Source organism: Stenotrophomonas sp. YJH_SMC_64 (assembly GCF_059371375.1).
Genome location: NZ_JCAFUN010000006.1, coordinates 21,699 through 40,149, shown reverse-complemented (window position 1 = coordinate 40,149; position 18,451 = coordinate 21,699). Strand labels below are relative to the sequence as shown.

General features: G+C 64.8%; 15 protein-coding genes. 9 read left to right on the top strand and 6 right to left on the bottom strand.

All coding sequences use genetic code 11. The features are described 5' to 3' along the window. The first annotated feature begins 62 nt into the window (after window positions 1-62). Complete coding sequence (locus tag AC5P9L_RS07625; RefSeq protein WP_049396488.1) at window positions 63-899, top strand: thiol:disulfide interchange protein DsbA/DsbL; 837 nt, start codon at window positions 63-65, stop codon at window positions 897-899. Window positions 900-952: 53 nt separating this feature from the next. Then, window positions 953-1,690, top strand: coding sequence for an endonuclease/exonuclease/phosphatase family protein (locus AC5P9L_RS07620; protein WP_005411026.1), 738 nt, complete (start codon window positions 953-955; stop codon window positions 1,688-1,690). A gap of 110 nt (window positions 1,691-1,800) precedes the next feature. On the opposite strand, the gene AC5P9L_RS07615 is transcribed toward AC5P9L_RS07620, so the two are convergent. Continuing rightward, window positions 1,801-2,670 (bottom strand): EamA family transporter, encoded by an 870-nt coding sequence (locus tag AC5P9L_RS07615; protein WP_012481254.1) that lies wholly within the window; start codon window positions 2,668-2,670, stop codon window positions 1,801-1,803. Between the two features lie 72 nt (window positions 2,671-2,742). Here AC5P9L_RS07615 and AC5P9L_RS07610 point away from each other — a divergent pair, with 72 nt between their 5' ends. From AC5P9L_RS07610 to fhuE, 3 genes are all read left to right on the top strand, one after another. Next, window positions 2,743-3,225: an Lrp/AsnC family transcriptional regulator gene (locus AC5P9L_RS07610; protein ID WP_012481255.1), complete on the top strand. Its 483-nt coding sequence runs from the start codon at window positions 2,743-2,745 to the stop codon at window positions 3,223-3,225. Window positions 3,226-3,234: 9 nt separating this feature from the next. Continuing rightward, complete coding sequence (locus AC5P9L_RS07605; protein WP_227415429.1) at window positions 3,235-3,786, top strand: M23 family metallopeptidase; 552 nt, start codon at window positions 3,235-3,237, stop codon at window positions 3,784-3,786. 171 nt (window positions 3,787-3,957) lie between these two features. Next, window positions 3,958-6,117, top strand: a complete 2,160-nt coding sequence (fhuE, locus tag AC5P9L_RS07600) for a ferric-rhodotorulic acid/ferric-coprogen receptor FhuE (protein WP_262101861.1) — start codon at window positions 3,958-3,960, stop codon at window positions 6,115-6,117. Between the two features lie 140 nt (window positions 6,118-6,257). On the opposite strand, the gene AC5P9L_RS07595 is transcribed toward fhuE, so the two are convergent. The 3 genes from AC5P9L_RS07595 to AC5P9L_RS07585 form a co-directional block, all read right to left on the bottom strand. After that, the gene (locus AC5P9L_RS07595) at window positions 6,258-7,439 is read right to left on the bottom strand and encodes a hypothetical protein (RefSeq protein ID WP_012481258.1); all 1,182 of its coding nucleotides are present in this window, start codon (window positions 7,437-7,439) and stop codon (window positions 6,258-6,260) included. Between the two features lie 125 nt (window positions 7,440-7,564). Next, entirely contained in the window at window positions 7,565-10,426 is a 2,862-nt protein-coding gene (locus AC5P9L_RS07590) for a TonB-dependent receptor plug domain-containing protein (RefSeq protein WP_262101862.1), read from the bottom strand. A 270-nt stretch (window positions 10,427-10,696) separates the two neighbouring features. Next, window positions 10,697-11,107, bottom strand: a complete 411-nt coding sequence (locus AC5P9L_RS07585) for a biopolymer transporter ExbD (RefSeq protein WP_133050308.1) — start codon at window positions 11,105-11,107, stop codon at window positions 10,697-10,699. Window positions 11,108-11,303: 196 nt separating this feature from the next. On the opposite strand from AC5P9L_RS07585, the gene AC5P9L_RS07580 reads away from it, so the two are divergent. Both AC5P9L_RS07580 and AC5P9L_RS07575 read left to right on the top strand, forming a co-directional pair. Beyond that, window positions 11,304-13,289, top strand: a complete 1,986-nt coding sequence (locus AC5P9L_RS07580) for a transglycosylase SLT domain-containing protein (protein WP_133050307.1) — start codon at window positions 11,304-11,306, stop codon at window positions 13,287-13,289. Window positions 13,290-13,493: 204 nt separating this feature from the next. Continuing rightward, entirely contained in the window at window positions 13,494-14,714 is a 1,221-nt protein-coding gene (locus AC5P9L_RS07575) for a multifunctional CCA addition/repair protein (protein WP_100438118.1), read from the top strand. A 79-nt stretch (window positions 14,715-14,793) separates the two neighbouring features. Here AC5P9L_RS07575 and AC5P9L_RS07570 read toward each other — a convergent pair whose 3' ends face one another. Continuing rightward, window positions 14,794-15,228: an SseB family protein gene (locus AC5P9L_RS07570; protein WP_005411035.1), complete on the bottom strand. Its 435-nt coding sequence runs from the start codon at window positions 15,226-15,228 to the stop codon at window positions 14,794-14,796. Between the two features lie 688 nt (window positions 15,229-15,916). On the opposite strand from AC5P9L_RS07570, the gene AC5P9L_RS07565 reads away from it, so the two are divergent. Then, window positions 15,917-16,555, top strand: coding sequence for a hypothetical protein (locus tag AC5P9L_RS07565; RefSeq protein WP_100438119.1), 639 nt, complete (start codon window positions 15,917-15,919; stop codon window positions 16,553-16,555). Continuing rightward, window positions 16,552-18,036, top strand: a complete 1,485-nt coding sequence (locus AC5P9L_RS07560) for an XVIPCD domain-containing protein (RefSeq protein ID WP_100438120.1) — start codon at window positions 16,552-16,554, stop codon at window positions 18,034-18,036. The genes AC5P9L_RS07565 and AC5P9L_RS07560 overlap by 4 nt, the downstream gene beginning before the upstream one ends. 80 nt (window positions 18,037-18,116) lie before the next feature. Here AC5P9L_RS07560 and AC5P9L_RS07555 read toward each other — a convergent pair whose 3' ends face one another. Continuing rightward, window positions 18,117-18,449: a hypothetical protein gene (locus AC5P9L_RS07555; protein WP_100438121.1), complete on the bottom strand. Its 333-nt coding sequence runs from the start codon at window positions 18,447-18,449 to the stop codon at window positions 18,117-18,119. Between the last annotated feature and the right edge of the window lie 2 nt (window positions 18,450-18,451).

Here is an 18,451-nt window from a genome sequence, read left to right as displayed (position 1 = left end):
TCATTTCCCTCTGGCCGGCGCCTGGCGCCGGCCCCACCATTCCAGATGCTGGAGACGTTTCCATGAAGATCCGTTACGCCCTCGCCCTCGCAGCGCTGCTGCCGATCCTGGCTGCCTGCAAGGCTGATGACGGCAGCACCAACACCACTGCGGCCCCGGCCGAACCGGCTGCAGCACCGGCAGCCACCACCGAACCGGCTGCTGCGCCGGCGGCGGGCAGCGAAGGCGCCGCGCCGGCTGCCCCTGAAGGCGAGAAGGCCCCGGCCGAAACTGCTCCGGCCACCGCACCGGCCCCGACCACCGCCGCACTGACCGGCCCGGCCCCGGTGGAAGGTGCCGACTACCAGGTGATCCCGAACGGCCAGCCGTTCCAGCCGGCCACCGGCAAGATCGAAGTGACCGAGATCTTCGGCTACGTCTGCCCGGCCTGCGCCGCATTCCAGCCGCTGGTCGGCCCGTGGAAGGCCGGCCTGCCGAGCGACGTGAACTTCGTCTACGTGCCGGCCATGTTCGGCGGCACCTGGGATGACTACGCCCGTGCCTTCTACGCCGCGCAGACCCTGGGCGTGCAGGAGAAGACCCACGAAGCGCTGTACGCCGCCATCCACTCGCAGAAGACCCTGAAGGGCGAGCGCGGCCGTGATTCGGTCGAAGACATCGCCAAGTTCTACGGTGCCTACGGCGTGGATCCGAAGCAGTTCGCCGCCACCATGGGCAGCTTCGCGGTGAATGCCAAGACCAACTCGGCCAAGCAGTTCGCGCAGCGCAGCCAGATCAGCGGCACCCCATCGATCATCGTCAACGGCAAGTACCTGGTGAAGGGCAAGAGCTTCCCGGACATGCTGCGCATCGCCGACCACCTGATCGCCCGCGAACGCGGTGCGGCCCAGGCTCACTGATCCAAGAGAAGCGTTTCCCGGCCGTGAATTCCCCCCGTACACGGACCCTGCGCTTGCTGACGGCCAACATCCAGGCCGGCTCAAGTACCCGCCGCTACAGCGACTATGTGACCCGCAGCTGGTCACATGCGCTGCCGGCGGGTCGCAAGCGCAGCAGCCTTGACGCGATCGCCACCTTGGCGCGCGACCATGACATCGTCGGCCTGCAGGAGGCCGACCCGGGCAGCCTGCGCTCGGGCTTCACCAACCAGACCCACTATTTGGCCCAGCGCGCCGGCTTCAATTACTGGAGCCACCAGCCGAACCGGCGCATGGGTGGGGTCGCCTCCAGCGCCAACGGCCTGTTGAGCAAGCTGGAACCGGTTGAAGTGCAGGATCACGCCCTGCCCGGCCGCATCGGCGGGCGCGGCGTGCTGCTGGCCAAGTTCGGCGATGGCGCCGATGGCCTGGCGGTGGCTGTGGCCCATCTGTCGCTGGGCGCGGGATCGCGGATGTCGCAGCTGGGCTTCATCGCCGAGCTGTTGTCCGACCACCCCAACGCGGTGCTGATGGGCGACTTCAACTGCCTGGCCGAGCGCCCGGAAATGCAGGTGCTGTACCAGAAGACCCGGCTGCAGCCCCCGGGCTGCATCGTGCCGACCTTCCCCAGCTGGCGCCCGGACCGCGCCATCGACCACATCCTGGTCAGCAGCGGCCTGCAGACCCGCACCGTGGAAGCCGTACCGGCCGCGTTCTCCGATCACCTCGCCCTGGCGATGCAGATCGACGTCCCGGCCGACGCCCTGCGCTGACTCGCCGTTACGGTAGGTGCTGACCGTTGGTCCGCACGCTCTGTGCCGGGCGCCGCCCCGCGCCCTCTAAATCGGGGCATAAACGACTTAATCCCCTCCGTCCCTTTTTTTCAGGCGGTGACGGGTGCCTTCAGGCGCCGCGCGGTCATCGTGCTGCCCACCGAGGCCAACACCGTGCAGCCGATCGCCAGCCACTGCAGCCCGTGCAGGTGCTCGTGCAGCAACAGCATCGCCCACAGCGCGGCCACCGCCGGCTCCATGCTGATCAGGATGCCGAAGGTCTCCTTCGGCAGGCGCTTGAGCGCCATCATTTCCAGCGACATCGGGATCGCGCTGGACACCAGTGCCACCAGCAGGCCCGCCGCCAGGATCTTCGGGTCGAGCAGCGCCGCACCGGCATGCACCACGCCCACCGGTACCACCACCAGAGACGCCGCCAGCAGCCCCAGCGAGACCGAGTGCCCGGCATGCAGATGACCGGCACGCTTGCCGAACACGATGTACAGGCCCCAGCAGGCCGCAGCGCCCATCGCGTACAGCACGCCGGCCGGGTCCAGCGCGGGGCCACCGCCGATCGGCAGCAGCAACAGCAGCCCCACCGCCGCGCAGCCTACCCAGAGGAAATCGATCGGGCGTCGTGATGACAGCATCGCCACCGTCAGCGGCCCGGTGAACTCGATGGCCACCGCGATGCCGAAGGGAATCGTGCGCAGGGCCATGTAGAACAGCAGGTTCATCAGCCCCAGGGTGAGCCCGTAGCGCAGGATGGTGATTGCATCCACGCGGCTGGTCTTCCAGCGCCATGGTCGCCAGAACAGCAGTAGCAACAGCGCTGAAAAGCCCACGCGCAGCGCGCTGGTGCCCTGCGCACCGATCAGCGGGAACAGGTGTTTTGCGTAGGAAGTGCCGATGGCCAGCGAGGTGACCGAGCCGAGCACCGCCAGCGCCGGCAACATCGGCGCAAGTCGTGAGGTCTGCATCCGCAAAGTCTATTGCGTCGGCGCCGAGCACTTGGCTCAATTGACAGCCTGTTCGTGCAACTTCTGCTCGCCATGGCCATCGCTCCCGTGCTCGACAGTTTCGACCGCGCCATCCTCGACCTCCTGCAGCGGGACAACACCCTGCCGCAGCGCGAAATCGCCGAGTCCGTGCACCTGTCCACCCCGGCCGTGCAACGGCGCATCAAGCGCCTGCAGGACAGTGGCGTGATCGCGGCCAACGTGGCGGTGGTCGCCGCAGCCAAGATCGGTCGGCCGCTGACCATCATCGTCGAGGTGCGCGTGGTCAGCGAGCAGCGCGACCGCGTGGCGCCGTTCAGGCGCCGCGTGCAGGACGACCCTGCGGTGCAGCAGTGCTACTCCATCACCGGCGATGGCGATTTCCTGCTGCTGCTTTCGGCGGCGTCGATGGAAGAGTACGAGGCCATCACCGAGCGGTTGTTCGGCGGCGATGACAACATCGAGCGCTTCCGCACCTCGGTGGCACTGGGCACGTTGAAGCGGAGTTTCGAGGTCCCGCTGGCACCGGTTCTGTAGCGTCGAGCCATGAATACACCGTCCTCCCACGCCCAACGCCTGCGCCGCTGGTTGCTGCGTAGCCTGTGGCTGGCCATTGCGCTCATCGCGGCGATGACGCTGTGGAACAGCCCATGGGCGGCCGCACCGAAGATGCTGTGGGAGCTCTCGCGGATGCCGCCGGCCACGCAACTACCGGTGCCGGTGGACGGCGTGCGGCCACGCCAGATCGCCGATACCTTCGGCGCGCCACGTGGCCGTGACCGCTCCCACGCCGGCATCGACATCTTCGCCAAACGCGGCACCCCAGTGCGCAGCGCCACGGCCGGTGTCGTCGCGGATGTCAGCGAACGCGGGCTCGGCGGGCGTCAGGTCTGGGTGATCGGGCCTGGGCGCGAACGCTACTACTACGCGCATCTGGAGGACTGGGCCGACGGCCTGGCACGCGGCCAGGTGGTGCAACCCGGCGATCTGCTCGGCCATGTCGGCGACAGCGGCAACGCCAAGGGCACGCCGCCGCACCTGCACTGGGGCGTCTACGGCACCGACGGCGCGCGAAACCCGCTGCCATTGCTGCGCTGACTGCCACTGCACACCCGCAGACCGATCTGTTCATCATTTGTAAATAGGAATAGTTCGTATTACCATTTCTTTCGTTTCCGGTGGTGCCAGGACGGCCTGCCCGTCCGTTTCCCACCCGTAGCGCCTCGCCTCTGGATGCCGGCCGAGCGCGCGTGCTCGTCCAGGACCCCCATGACCCGTTCCGTCTTCCGTACGCCGCAGCCACAACGGCTGTCCGTTGCCGTGCTCGCCGTTCTCTGCGCCGTGGCCCCGGCCGCCTTCGCCGAAACCGCCGCCGATCCGACCAACCTCGACAAGGTGGTGGTGAAGGGTGAACGCGCCGAAGGCTATTCGGTGCGCCGCACCTCGGCCGGTACCCGCTTCGACCTGGCCCCGCGCGAGATCCCGCAGTCGATCAGCATCATCAGCCACCAGCGCATCGAAGATCAGAACCTCGACGACATCATCGACGTGCTGGCCAACACCACCGGCGTGACCAGCACCCAGTCCGACAGCGAACGCACCGAGTTCTACGCGCGCGGTTTCTACATCGATGCCTACCAGTTCGATGGCCTGCCGACGCAGATGGTGCAGAACTGGAGCTACGGTGATTCCGGCCTGGACCTGGCGCTGTACGATCGCGTGGAAGTGGTGCGTGGTGCCACCGGCCTGCTCAGTGGTGCCGGCAATCCGTCCGCGTCGGTGAACCTGATCCGCAAGCATGCCGACAGCGCCGAACTGACCGGCAGCGCCTCGGTGAACGTCGGCAGCTGGGGCCGCACCCGCACCACCGTGGACGTGGGCAGTGCACTGAACGCCAGCGGCACCGTGCGCGGCCGCGTGATCGGCAGCTACCTGGACACCGACGGCCAGATGGATCGCTACAACCAGCGCAAGACGCTGGGCTATGCGGTCATCGACGCCGACCTGACCCCGGACACCCAGCTGAGCGTGGGCTACGACTACCAGCAGAAGCGCGCCAACGGCGCGACCTGGGGCGGCTTCCCGATGCTGTACTCCGATGGCTCGCGCACCGGCTATGACGAATCGTTCAACGCCAGCCCGAACTGGACCTACTGGGACACCACCAGCAAGCGCGCGTTCGCCACCCTGCAGCACGCCTTCAGCAATGGCTGGAAGTTCAAGGTCGGTGCCACGCACGATGAGACCAAGGCCGACGACAAGCTGTTCTACCCGGCATACAACGACTGGACCACGGGCGCATCGAACTTCGACAGAACCAACGGCACGGGCATCTCGCCTTCCGCGGGTTTCTACAACACTGAGCGCAAGGTCACCGGTGTTGATGGCTACGTTGACGGTCCGTTCCAGCTGTTCGGCCGCGAGCACCAGTTCATGGCCGGACTGAGCTACAACAAGCGCGACTATGCCAACTACGGCGACTACCAGGTCGGTGGCGCCGGCAAGACCTGGGACCCGTTCACCAGCTACCTGCACTGGACCGGCAACATCAGCGAGCCGAACTGGAACCCGCTGGCACTGGCCAGCCAGGGCACCATCACCCAGAAGGCCGGTTACGCCGCCGCACGCCTGTCACTGGCCGATCCGTTGAAGCTGATCATCGGCGCCCGCTACACCGACTGGAAGAGCGAAGGCGAGAACGACGACCGCGAACACAAGGTGACCACCCCGTACGCCGGCCTGGTGTATGACATCAACGACACCTACTCCGCGTACGCCAGCTACACTGAGATCTTCCAGCCGCAGACCGCCCGCGACCGCAACGACCGTTATCTCGACCCGGTCGACGGCAAGAGCTACGAGGTGGGCGTCAAGGGGGCTTGGTTCGACAACCGCCTGAATGCCTCGCTGACGGTGTTCCGCATCGAGCAGGACAACGTCGCCCAGGTCACCAGCGAGCCGATCCTCGGCCGCCCGGGTGAGTTCGCCTCGATCGCCGCACGCGGCACCGTCAGCCGTGGCTTCGAGTTCGAGGTGAACGGTGAACTGGCACCGGGCTGGAATGCCACCTTCGGCGCCTCGCGCTACGTGGCCAAGGACATCAACGACGCCGACATCAACACCAACCTGCCGCAGACCGCCCTGAAGCTTTTCACCAGCTACACCCCGCAGTCGCTGCAGGAACTGACCGTCGGTGGCGGTGCCAACTGGCAGAACCGCATCTACTACGCGGTGCCTGCCTACGGCCGCATCGAGCAGAGTGGCTATGCACTGGTCAGCGCCTTCGTGCGCTACCGCATCTCGCCGGAGTTCAGCGTGCAGGCCAACCTCAACAACCTGCTGGCCAAGAAGTACCTGTCGCAGATCAACGGCTACGGTGCGTATGGCGATGGCCGCAATGGCTCGCTGACGTTCACCTGGGCGTTCTGATGTAAACAGCGCCGGGTTGATCCCGGCGCTCACAGCACGTGGAAAGCCGAGCGCATGCTCAGCACATTCATTTCACAACAGCATCATCGCTCTGCTTCCTCAACAGTCAGTGCGTACAGGCGTAGGCCCGGACCAATGCCTCAGTCAAATATCATTTCACTGAAGAATAGGTCACCGTAATCAAGGCGCGAATGATTGCCTTCAGTGACGATGGAAATTGCCTGCTCACCTGGAGCCACTTGTTCCAGCACACTTCGGACATCCCTTTTGTCCTGAGAAAACTCAAGCACTGCAGGAGCGCTGATACCTCTGCGTATTGTTAGGCGACGGGCAATTTCCCCTGAGTCCAACTTAATCGCAGGGATCTCAACCTGCACGGTCTTCACTGAGAACGCCCCCTGATCTTCCTGCCTGAGCCCCTCCAACTCCAGATCCAATTCTGCCTGAACCGCCCGCCAGCGATCATCTGGATCAGACATGGCACTACGCCGCTCCATTGGCGTAAGTAATTTCATCTCAGTGTCACCCATACCTTGCGAATCCGGCCAAGCTACTTCGAACGCAAGACGCGAGAATCCGGACAAATTAATCGCCTTAGCAAAGCTAAGTCGCTTCATGACCTCCTGAGCCCTGCCCTTATTTCTTGCATTAACAACAGTGAGTGCCGGCGGCTCTGGATCAACCACAACTATCCTCGACGAGGATCGACTTCTTTCATCACTGAGCAGCACACCGATGACAAGGCTTTCCCCACGCAGCCCTCCCTCAATGCGGATCCCCTTCTTCTGCTCCTTACCCGTAGCCATAGCCCGATCAAGATAGGATCTTCCGCTCTGGGTACCTTTGCACTCGAGTACATGCATGAGCCCATTCTTATCTTCAATGACAAAATCCGGACACTTCCCAGGACCAACCTTAGGGATCTTCTTCTTACTCTTCCTCACCCCCATGTTGACTATGAACTGACGGCCATCAACAATATTTTTCGCCCCACCGAGTTGTTCGACCAGCCAATTTACAGACAGGGCAACTCCAAAGTCATCACTGAGAATCCCTCGCTGGTGAGGATCCAAATTTGTGAACGGAAGACTTATTCGAAGATCGTCGGTAGCAGCGCATGCAGAAAAATATCTGACGCATGCCCAGTACCTCTCTGGCGACCCTGCAGACAGCCCATTTGGCGAAGTTAGCGCACCAAGGAGAAGCAGGGACTGACCAATGTCGACTATTTGCTTTGGCTGCGCCTTCAACCCCCATGGTGGTACAGACTTCTTCTTCCAACTCTTCTCGTTGATCTCGACCAAGATTTCTTTGGAGAACATGTCGTTCCTTGACTGGAAGGTTCGACGACAATTTAGCGCTATCGAGATGACCCTGCCAACTTCATGATTCTCATCATCGTCAAAAAATACCGGCACCGGAATTACCCCGGCACCGGCACTTCAAACTAGAACCGCAGATCCGCGCGCAGGTACCAGTAGCGGCCACGCGGGATGTCGTAGGTCGAAGCGTCGTAGCCGTTCAACGAGCACGACAGGCAGATCGGCGGATCCTTGTCGAACACGTTGTTCAGGCCGGCCGTCAGCTGCAGCCCCTTCATCCAGTCGATCTTGTAGCCCACCTGCATGTCGTGGAAGGTGGTGGCCGACAGCGTGTTGGTGCCCGCTGCCTGGTTGCTGCACACCGGGAAGGCCGCGGCATCGCCACAGTTCTCGGTCAGCTCGGAGATGTGCCGCACCGTCCAGTTGGCGCTCCAGCGGTCCATCGTCCAGCCGATGCTGGCATTGCTGGTCCACTCCGGAATCGAGCTGTCGGCCACTTCCACGCCCGGCTCCTGCGGCTGCTTCTGCCCGGCCGCGCCGGTGGCCTCGTAACGGCCGACGAAGGTGTTCTTCCACGCCAGCTTGAACTGGCCGATGGAGGTCTGCGGCAGGGTCCAGAACAGATCCACGTCCCAGCCGTCGGTCTTGATCGAACCCAGGTTGGTCAGGCGGTTGTTGAAGCTGCTGACCGCACCGGTGCTGGCACGGGTGATGCCATCGCAGTAGACCGGGTCCAGCGTATCCACGCACAGGTCCAGCTGGGTCTGCGCGTTGATCGCCTGGATCGCACCATCGATGGCATGGCGGTAGAAGGTCACCTCCACATCGAAGCGCTCCGACCACGACGCATTGTTGCCGAACCACGGGCTCCACACGAAGCCGGCGCTGAAGCTGCGCGAGCGTTCCGGCTCCAGCTCGCGGTTGCCGCCGGTGGTCACCGAGATCTGCGAGTTGGCCTGCTGGAAGCCGGCCGGCACGCCCAGCGCGGCACAGTTGGCGGCGCTGCCACGCGGCGGAGTGCCGCCCAGACCCACCGAGCACGGGTCGAACAGCTGCAGGTCGGCACGCGCCGCCGAGCCGTACAGTTCACCGATCGACGGTGCGCGGAAGCCCTCGGCGTAGGTGGTGCGCAGCACGAAGTCATCGGTCACCTGCCAGCGCAGGCCGTACTTGGGCGTGAACTCGCCACCGAAGGTGGAGTAGTCCGAATAGCGGCCGGCCAGGCTCAGGTCCAGTTTCTTGCCGAACGAGGAATCGGCGAAGATCGGCACGCTCAACTCCAGGTAGGCCTCGTTGACGTCGTAGGAACCGGAGGTCGGCTGCGACGGCACGCCGTTGTAGTGGCCGATCACCGTCAGCGGATCGGGCTGGTAGGAGCCCTTGTACTTGCGGTACTCGAAGCCGGTGGCGAAGGATACCGGACCGGCCGGCAGCGAGAACAGCTCGCTGGACAGGTTGGCGGTGAACAGGCTCAGTTCGTTCTGGCTGCGGTCGCGCACCACCGGCTGGATCCACTTCAGCATGTCCGGGGTGATCGAACCGACGCCGCCGAAGATGTTCAGCGGCACGCAGCCCGGCGTGGCCGCACAGACGGACGGATCGCCCAGCGCCATGTTCACCTTGTAGATGTCATAGCTGCCGTAGTTGGTCTGTTGGGCCTTGTTCTTGCTGTACATGCCGTTGACGTCCCAGTACCAGCTGCGGTCGGCGGCATGGAAGTCACCGACCAGGCCGGTGGCGAAGTAGGTGGTGTCCACCTTCTGCTTGAACACGCGCGCACCGCCTTCCACCGGGCGACGACCGATCAGGCTCATGTTGTCGCCGGAGACCAGATCGAAGCCGAACGGGTTGTACGGGTTGAGTGCGGAGACGGTGATGTTGTCGGCCAGCGGATTGCCGGTGGCGCCATCGGGGCCGAAGAACAGCGGCTCGGGACCGGCCTGGTTGGTCGACTCGCGGCGGTTGCCCAGCGCCTTGATGTACCACTGCACATTGTCGGTGATGTCGAAGCGGAACTGGCCGAACAGGCCTTTGCGCTCCGACGGCGTCAGCACCATGTTGTATTCGGCGAAGTTGAAGCGGTCGGCAGTGGTGAAGCAGTGGTAGTCATCGCTGCGGTTACAGCCGGCACTGCCGTCGTACCGCGGGTTGCTCACGCCGGTGTTGGGCACGATGTTCTGCGACGCGCCGGTATTCGGATCGACGAAGGCGAAGCGGCCCTGCGGGATGCCACCGCTGCCGAACGCCAGGCCGGTACCGGGAATCGGGAAGCGCGACTGCTCGCGGTCCTTGGCGAACACCGGGTCCTGCTTGGTCCAGCTGGCGCCCAGGAACAGGCTGAAGCGATCGCCACTCTTGCCCCAGGCCAGGTCCACGCCCTTCTGCGTGCCGTCGCCCTTGCTGTACTCGCCGTAGTTCAGCGTCACCTGGCCGCCATCGAAATCGCGGCGGGTGATGATGTTGACCACGCCGGCGATGGCATCGGAGCCGTACAGCGACGACGCGCCGTCCTCCAGTACCTCGATGCGCTCGACGATGGCCAGCGGAATGGTGTTGAGGTCGGTGGCCGAGCCCACACCGGACGCCGACGATTCATTGACCCAGCGGATGCCATCGACCAGCACCAGCACGCGCTTGGCACCCAGGTGGCGCAGATCGACCTGCGCTGAGCCGGCACCCACGCCGCTGCCATCGGGCGGGAAACCAAAGTTGCCGGACGAGTTGAACTTGGCGTTGAGCGCGGAGCCGGAACCGGTGAGCTGCTGCAGCACCTCGCCGATCGAAGTCAGGCCGGTGCGCTCGATGTCGCCACGGGTCAGTGTCTGGATCGGCACCTGGCCTTCGACTTCAGCGCGCTTGATGCGGGTGCCGGTGACCTCCACCGCATCGAGGTTGGTGGTGGATTGCGCAGCGGCACCCAACGGTGCCAGGGCCGTCACGCACAGCGCGACAGCAACCGCCAACGGGCGGTGATGCAGGTGAATCATTCGCTCTCTCTCCAAAGGAATGTCGGGACATGGACTGCCGCGCTCCCCCCTGCATGGCGGCAGCGTCTCCTTTGTAAACAAAAGGTAAAAACTACGGCGTGATGATCGACACCCTTTCACGCGGAATTGACGCAGTTGGCAGCCGATTGCGTCAGATGCGTGCCGTTAAATACCGGACGGTACTGTTCGAGGCGGACGGCTTGATGCCGGACACGACAGCACACGCGGAGTTTTCCCAGCCCTCATCAAGCGCTCTTGCGAGTGCCGATGCTAGTAGCCCTGCGCTGTGACGCGAAGGCCACGCCCCTCGATGGCGAACAGCACCCGTGCCATGTCGCCGTAGTCGGTGCTGTCGGCGGTGGTCAGGTGCAGCGAGGGCTGGAGCGCCGGCGGCAACTGCTGGAGCTGGCCGAGGGCGTGCTGCAGTGACGGGTCGTCCAAGGGCCGGTCATTCCAGTAGACGCCACCGGCCGCGTCGAGATGCAGCGCGATCGATGCCGGCGGCGTGTGCCCGGGCCGCGGCGGGCAGACAGTGCGCTGTTGGAACGTGCGCACCGCCGTCGTCTGTGCCATCGGCAAGGTGGTGACCACCAGCGCCAGCAATACCAGCAGCACATCTACCAGCGGCGCCAGATTGATCCCGGACATCAGCGCACGGGCGTGCACGGACGCATAGCGCATACCACGCTCCTTCGCGGAACAGCGGCCCACGTCGGGCAGGCCGCGCTGTGCCTGAATCATCGCACAATTGAGATCCGCGACAGGTTTGTCGCTTCTGCCGCCCCCCGCATGCACACCGTCCAGGCAGGATCGATCGTCTGCCCATCCCATCGGTGGCGTGCACGCAATGCGAAACTGAATTCAGCCAGTCCCCGCTATGCTGGGCGCCATGACCCGACGCTCTTCGACCGCCCTGTCCCTGCTGCCCTTGGCCACCACGCTGCTGATCGGCTGCGCCAATGCCCAGTCCCTCGACGCCCAGAACGCGCAGCTGAAGGCCGCGATCGCTGCCGCCGAACGCGGCCAGTTCGATCCCGGCCAGGCCGCCGCACTCAGCCGCCATCCGGCTTACGGCTGGCTGGAGTACGCCAACCTGCGCCGCAACATCGACACCGTCGATACCGCGCAGGCGCAGGCCTTCCTCAAGCGCTACGACGGCCAGGCCGTGGCCAACACGTTCCGCAGCGTGTGGTTGCCCTCGGTCGCACGCCGTCAGGACTGGCCAACCCTGCTCGCCAACTGGGCGCCCACCGACAACGTCGGGCTGCGCTGTGCGCAGCTGACCGCGCGCCAGGTGACGGGCAAGGTCGATCCGCAGTGGATCAGCGAGGCACAGGACCTGTGGCGCAAGAACGGCAAGTCGCTGCCGGACGGCTGCGACGCGGTATTCGCCGTGCTGCAGGCACAAGGCGGCCTGAGCGACGCCCTGCGCTGGGAGCGTATCGACGCCGCCGCCGACGCACAGCAGCCGGCCGTGATGCGCAGCGCCGCACGCGGCCTGCCCGCCGCGGACCTGGCGCAGGCCAACAGCTACGCCGCCTTCGTCGACAAGCCCAATGCCAGCGCATTGAACTGGCCGCGCAACGAGCGCAGCCGGCGCATCGCCACCGACGGCCTGGCCAAGCTGGCCAAGGCCGACCCGGCCGCCACCGAACAGCAGTTGCCGCAGTACGCCCAGGCGCTCGGCCTGAGTGCCGAGCAGCAGGGCCAGGTGCTGTACCAGATCGCGCTGTGGACGGTGGCTTCCTACCTGCCCGATTCGGCACGCCGCCTCAACGCAGTGCCTGAATCGGCGTATGACGAACGCCTGCATGAATGGCGCGTGCGCGAGGCGATGTCGCGCGGTGACTGGCCGGCGGCACTGACCGCGATCCGCAAGATGGCCAGCAAGCAGCGCAGCGACCCGCGCTGGCGCTACTTCGAAGGCCGCATGCTGGAGAAGACCGGCCAGTCCCAGCAGGCGCAGCCGCTGTTCCGCGAGGCCGCGCGCGCACCGACCTTCCACGGCTTCCTGGCTGCCGACAAGCTGCAGCAGGGCTATACCCTGTGCCCCTGGAAGCCGAATGACAGCGCGCAGGCACAGGCGGTGATCGCGCGTGACCCGGCCATCCAGCGCGCGATGGCGCTGTACCAGATCGACCGCACCGGCTGGGCCGTGGCCGAATGGAACAGCGCGCTGTCGCGCTTCGATGACACCCAGCGCCGCCTCGCCGTGCGCGTGGCGCAGGACAACGGCTGGTTCGACCGCGCCGTGTTCGCACTGGGCAAGCAACCGCAGGAGCAGCGCCTGTACGACCTGCGCTTCCCGCTGCACCACGACGCCACCATCCGCCGTGAATCAGCACGCAATGCAATCGACCCGGCCTGGGTGGCGGCGGAAATCCGCGCCGAGAGCACGTTCACCCCGCGTGCGCGCTCGCCTGCAAACGCCATGGGCCTGATGCAGGTGCTGCCGGCCACCGGTGCCGGCGTGGCCAAGTCGATCGGCCTGACCGGCTACGGCGGCGCCGACAGCCTCTACGACCCGGACACCAACATCGCCATCGGCACCGCCTACCTGCGCCAGCTGATGAACAAGTACGACGGCCTGCCGTACGTGACCATCGCCGCGTACAACGCCGGCCCGACCCCGACCGCGCGCTGGCAGGGCCAGCGCCCGGGCTTTGATCCGGACCTGTGGATCGAGACCATCAGCTACAAGGAAACCCGCGAGTACGTCGCCCGCGTGCTGGCCTTCAGCGTGATCTACGACTGGCGCCTCAACGGCGATGCGCTGCCGCTGAGCGACCGCCTGATGGGCCGCCTGGTGGACAAGCGCAAGAGCTTCAGCTGCGCCGCCAACGCCGACCAGGGCGGGGATTGATCGCACTGCGGTAGTGCCGGCCGCTGGCCGGCAATCCCCGGTATCCACGCCCTGGAGTGAAACGATGAGCCTGCTGGCCTGGATCAGGCTGGCCGCTGTATCGGTAGTGCCGGCCGCTGGCCGGCAGCTTCGGTGTGACTGCCGTTGCCGGCCAGCGGCCGGCACTACCGATGCATCTGCGCCGGGCATGCGATGATTCCAGCCATGAAGATCTATCTTGTCGGCGGCGCCGTACGCGACCGCCTGCTGCAGCGCCCCGCCGGCGACCATGACTGGGTGGTGGTTGGCGCCACGCCCGCGCAGATGGAAGCGCAGGGCTACACCGCGGTCGGCCGCGATTTCCCGGTATTCCTGCATCCAAAGACCGGTGAGGAGTACGCACTGGCGCGCACCGAGCGCAAATCCGGCCGCGGCTATCGCGGCTTTGTGGTCGATGCCGACCCGGGAGTGACGCTGGAAGAAGACCTGCAGCGCCGCGACTTCACCATCAATGCGATTGCCTGCGACGAAGACAGCGGGGCGCTGGTCGATCCTTACGGTGGCGTGCGTGATATCGAGCAGCGCGTGCTGCGCCATGTCGGCCCTGCGTTCGTGGAAGATCCGTTGCGCGTGCTGCGCGCGGCGCGCTTCATGGCGCGCTTCGCGCCGCTGGGCTTTACCGTCGCCGAAGAGACCATGGCGCTGATGCGCGAGATCGCCGCCAGTGGCGAACTGGATGCACTGGTGCCGGAGCGAGTGTGGCAGGAACTGCGCAAGGCGCTGGTCAGTGAGCGGCCCTCCGCCTTCCTGCGCACGCTGCACGATGCACATGCACTGGGCCCTATCCTGCCCGAGCTGGAAGCGCTGTATGGCGTGCCGCAGCGTGCCGAATTCCACCCGGAAGTCGATACCGGCATCCACCAGGAAATGGTCAGCGACATGGCGGCGAAGCTGGCCCCCGGCGATGACCTGGTCGGCTTTGCCGCGCTTACCCACGATCTCGGCAAGGGCCTGACTCCGCCGGAGGAGTGGCCGCGCCACATCATGCACGAACAGCGCGGCATCAAACCCCTGAAGGCACTGTGCGCGCGGTTGAAGATTCCCGCCGAGCACCAGCAGCTGGCCGAAGCGGTCTGCCGGGAGCACTTGAACGTGCACCGCATCGACGAACTCCGCGATGCCACCGTGTTGGAACTACTGGGCCGCTGTGATGCGCTGCGCCGGCCGGAGCGCGTGGCCCGCATCGCACTGTGCTGCGAGGCCGACAAACGCGGCCGGCTCGGCTTCGAGGACGCCGACTACCCGCAGGGCGAAACGCTCAAGCGCCTGCACCAGGCGGCACTGTCAGTACAGGCGCGGGATCTGGATACCACCCATCTGAAGGGCCCGGCCATCGGTGAAGCGTTGGCCAAGGCGCGCGTAAAAGCCATCGCCGCCGCCCGCTGATCCGCAACCGCCGTGGCGGCCGCGCACCGACTCCCATGGGTAGTGCCGGCCGCTGGCCGGCAACCCTATATCGCTGGCTTCAATGCGCCATCCCGCGGGTGATCGCCGCCGCCCGCTGCTTCAGCTGGGCCACGGCATCGGGAATCATCTCCATGCCCACGTCCAGGCCGGGGTTCAGCACCAGGCCGACGCCGTCGCCGATCCCGGCCAGCAGCGCGTGCACCGCGATCGGCATGGCATGCGCGAACTGCGGCAGCTGCTCGTGCCACAGGCCCGCGCGCTCGGGCGCGGTGAACACCGCGAACATCGGCTCGCCGCTCTCGCTGGTCAGCACCAGCGGCGAGATGCTCTCGTCCCAGGCACCGTCTTCGCCGATGGCCTTGTCCAGCAGCACGAACGCCGTCGAGGTCAGCAGGCCATCGAGGAACTGCGATGCGGTCAGCGTGCCGTCCTGGGCCTGCAGCAGGCGCACCTCGAGGTCGTTGAGGGGTTCGAACGGGGTGTCGTGGTCCATGGTCGGTTCCGGTACGTGGTTGCAGGCTGCAACTTTAGCAGGCCGGGGGTGAGGCACGGCAGCGTGTCGGCAGGGGCGCGCGGGGCTTCAGCGGCCGATGTACCAAAGCGCCCAGCGCTCACCGGCCTGGGCCCCGCCATAGGAATTCGGGGCCGTGCGGAAGTCTTGATAGCTTTGGGAGGAAAGCATGGCGGGCAGGATACGGCCGGCCGCAGATGCTAGAACCCTGCTACCCCACCTGAACCGCTCGACGGGGGAATTGTTAAGGCCTGCTTCGACAGTCTGACGAAATCGTCAATGTGTCCAATTCGCTTGTGACCGTGTGCCGGCGCCGCTCCACTCAATCCTGGAAGGACGTTGAGACTGGCATGACCAAGAGCTTTGAGCACGGCTGGAGCGGGTCGTATAGTCGTATGACGTAGAGCAATGGAACGCCGATGAACGCTACCTCGCAAGGCCTCGCGCCACAGGCATGCATGGATGGACGCCAAGGAAGCTGGCAGCACGAGCGGCACAACCTGTCGCATGTGCCCCTTAACGCGGTACATCGCGCCGTCTTCCTCGGCCATCCCTCCTGTCCAGCCGATCAAGGATCAGGGCAATCCTGCCAGTATCCTCACGCGCAGAGAACCGTGCCCCGTAGTAACCCTGAAGAGGCGCCTACTTCAATCAGCGACATGGACCGCTCATGCTGAAACCCTCCCCCTCCCTCACTCACGTGGCGTTGATCGCCTTGATCACACTGGCCGTTTCCGGATGCAACAAGGAACGCTCATACCCGGTCTATCGCGAGAATCCTGCACCCAAGGATGCGCTACCGATTGTGATCCGGGTCCACGATGCGCCTGTGGAGCTCACCCTCCCGAAGGTTTTCGTCTCCTACGAGATAGACCCGCTCTGCCTCCCACCGATCAACAACTACGAGGGTGTGCAGTACGCCCCCCAACGGCACTCAGTAGAGTTCCCAGTACAACGCGTCAGTGCAACCGAGTTCAGCAGCACCGTGTTCGAGGACGGCATGGCAGTCGCTGACTATTACGGGCGCGGGCCATGCGAATGGAAACCCAGCATCATTCGAGCTTCATTCCCAGTCATTTCCGAGGGACGCGAAGGCTTCATATCAGTTGCCGTCCACCATCTCGAACTGAAGAACCTACTCACGTCGGTTTCGTACGCAGACAGTCAAATGACCCTGCAAACAAAGAGTTCGACGCCTGGGTGGGTGCGAACGCAGTCCCAGTATAGCTACAACAGATTGTCTGATATCGAGAAGCAGAAGTACTTTGCCATAGAGATATCGTCTCCTTCGAAAGGAATCGTCCCATGAGACCTCTAACCAATGCAGCCCTAGCCAATGCAGCCTACTCCCCACCGTCACATCCAGCTCCAGGCGATAAGGAATCGCTGCGCGTTGATGGTGAAGACTTCGAAGTTCTTGGGCGACGTGACGCAGTCAGCGGCTATCAAGGCGTTGTGTACCGGAACATCAAGACCAACGAGATCATCATCGCCCACCGAGGCACCGAGTTTGATCGCCAGGCCATACTTGATGGCGGCGTCGACGCAGCGATGGTCAGCGCCAGAGTCAACGCACAGATTGATGATGCCCTCGTACTGACCAAGCAGGCAATCAAGCAAGCTGAGGAAAACGGATATGGTCCGGTGTACGTCACTGGACATTCCCTAGGCGGCGCACTCGCGCAGATCACTGCCTACCACTACAATCTTCCTGGCGACGCCTTCAATCCCTACGGCGCTGCGGGGCTGGCGTATCGCCTGCCTGAAGGCCAGCCGGCCAATGCGGCGCCCTTCACCAACCATGTGATGGCGGGCGACCTCGTTAGTGCGGCCGGCCCTCATTACGGCAAGGTTGAGATGTACGCGCTCCCCAAGGAACTGGGAGTCTTGCGCGATGCCGAGCAGGGCCAGCGCATCGCCTCGCTCGTATCGCTTGGGATGAAAAGCGGCCATGTCATGTCCGCTGCGGTTGCGGTCCAGTTGGGTGATTCCCATCGAATGGTTCACTTCATTGACCGTATGACCGACAAGGGCCCAGTGCAGTCCGTACTGGACGACCCCGGGGCGCGGATCACTGATGCCGAGGACCTACGCCGGATAGCGGAGTATCGCAAAGACATCCACCAGTTGCGCCTGGGGGCGACCGTACTTGTCGGCGGTGGCCCTGGACTCCTGCGCGACGGGGTCAATTACCTTCGCGGCACCGGGGAAGCCGGAGCGTACGCCCGTCGCGAAGCCGAAGCCGTGCAGCACGCAGAAAGTGCATTGAAGGCTGGGGAGCGTCCGGTCCAAGAGGCAACCGAAAAGGGCTCGCCCTCTCTGAGCAACCCAGGCTTCGCTCCCAAGAGCCCATTGCAGGAGAGCATAGAATCAACCTTGGACAAGGCAGGCCTGGATCCCCGAAAGGAAGGCCACCCCGACCATGCGCTCTACCGGCAGATTCGCGACGGTGTATCGGCCGTGGATGCCAGGCACGGGCGCGGCTTCGATGAAACCAGTGAGCGCGTGACGGCCGGCCTGCTTGCAACGGCCAAGCGCAGCGGCCTGGAACGCGTCGATCATGTTGTCTTGGGCAACCCTCCCAGCGATGGATCAGGACCTCGCATGTTCGTCGTGCAGGGAGCGTTCGACAATCCGGCACACCTGAGGGCATCGATTGCGGTCAGCGAGGCGGTCAATACACCCGTAGATCAGTCGCTCGCCAAGGTCGAGCAGATTTCGCAGGCACAGCAGGTCGCTCAGCAAGAGCAAACCCAAGAGCAGACCCGAACAGCGATGCGCATGGGCTAGGCCAGCCTGATGGCTTGGCCCCACCGGAGGCTGGCGCCCGCTGGAACGGCCTGCTGAGGCTGTGTCGGCCCGCCCTCTCCCTAGGAGGAGTACAGGTTCCGCCACATCCATCCGGCCACCGCCAGCCCCACCACCACCAGCATCAACGGCAGGCCGAAGCGGTGCCGCCACGGGATCGGCACCCCGCCCAGCTGCTGGTCCATGGTCTCGGTATCCAGCACCCAGCCGTGCCCGCACCGGGTGCAGGCCAGCTCGTAGCGGCGCTGGTAGGTGAGGCCAAACAGCAGGTCGATGCGCGCCATTTTGTAGCGCAATTGCGGGGCGAACTCGGTTTCCGTCTGGCAGCGCAGGCAATGGTGGGCTTCGGTTGGGCCGACCACCACCACCCGCTCCTGCTGGCCGATCAGGATCATGG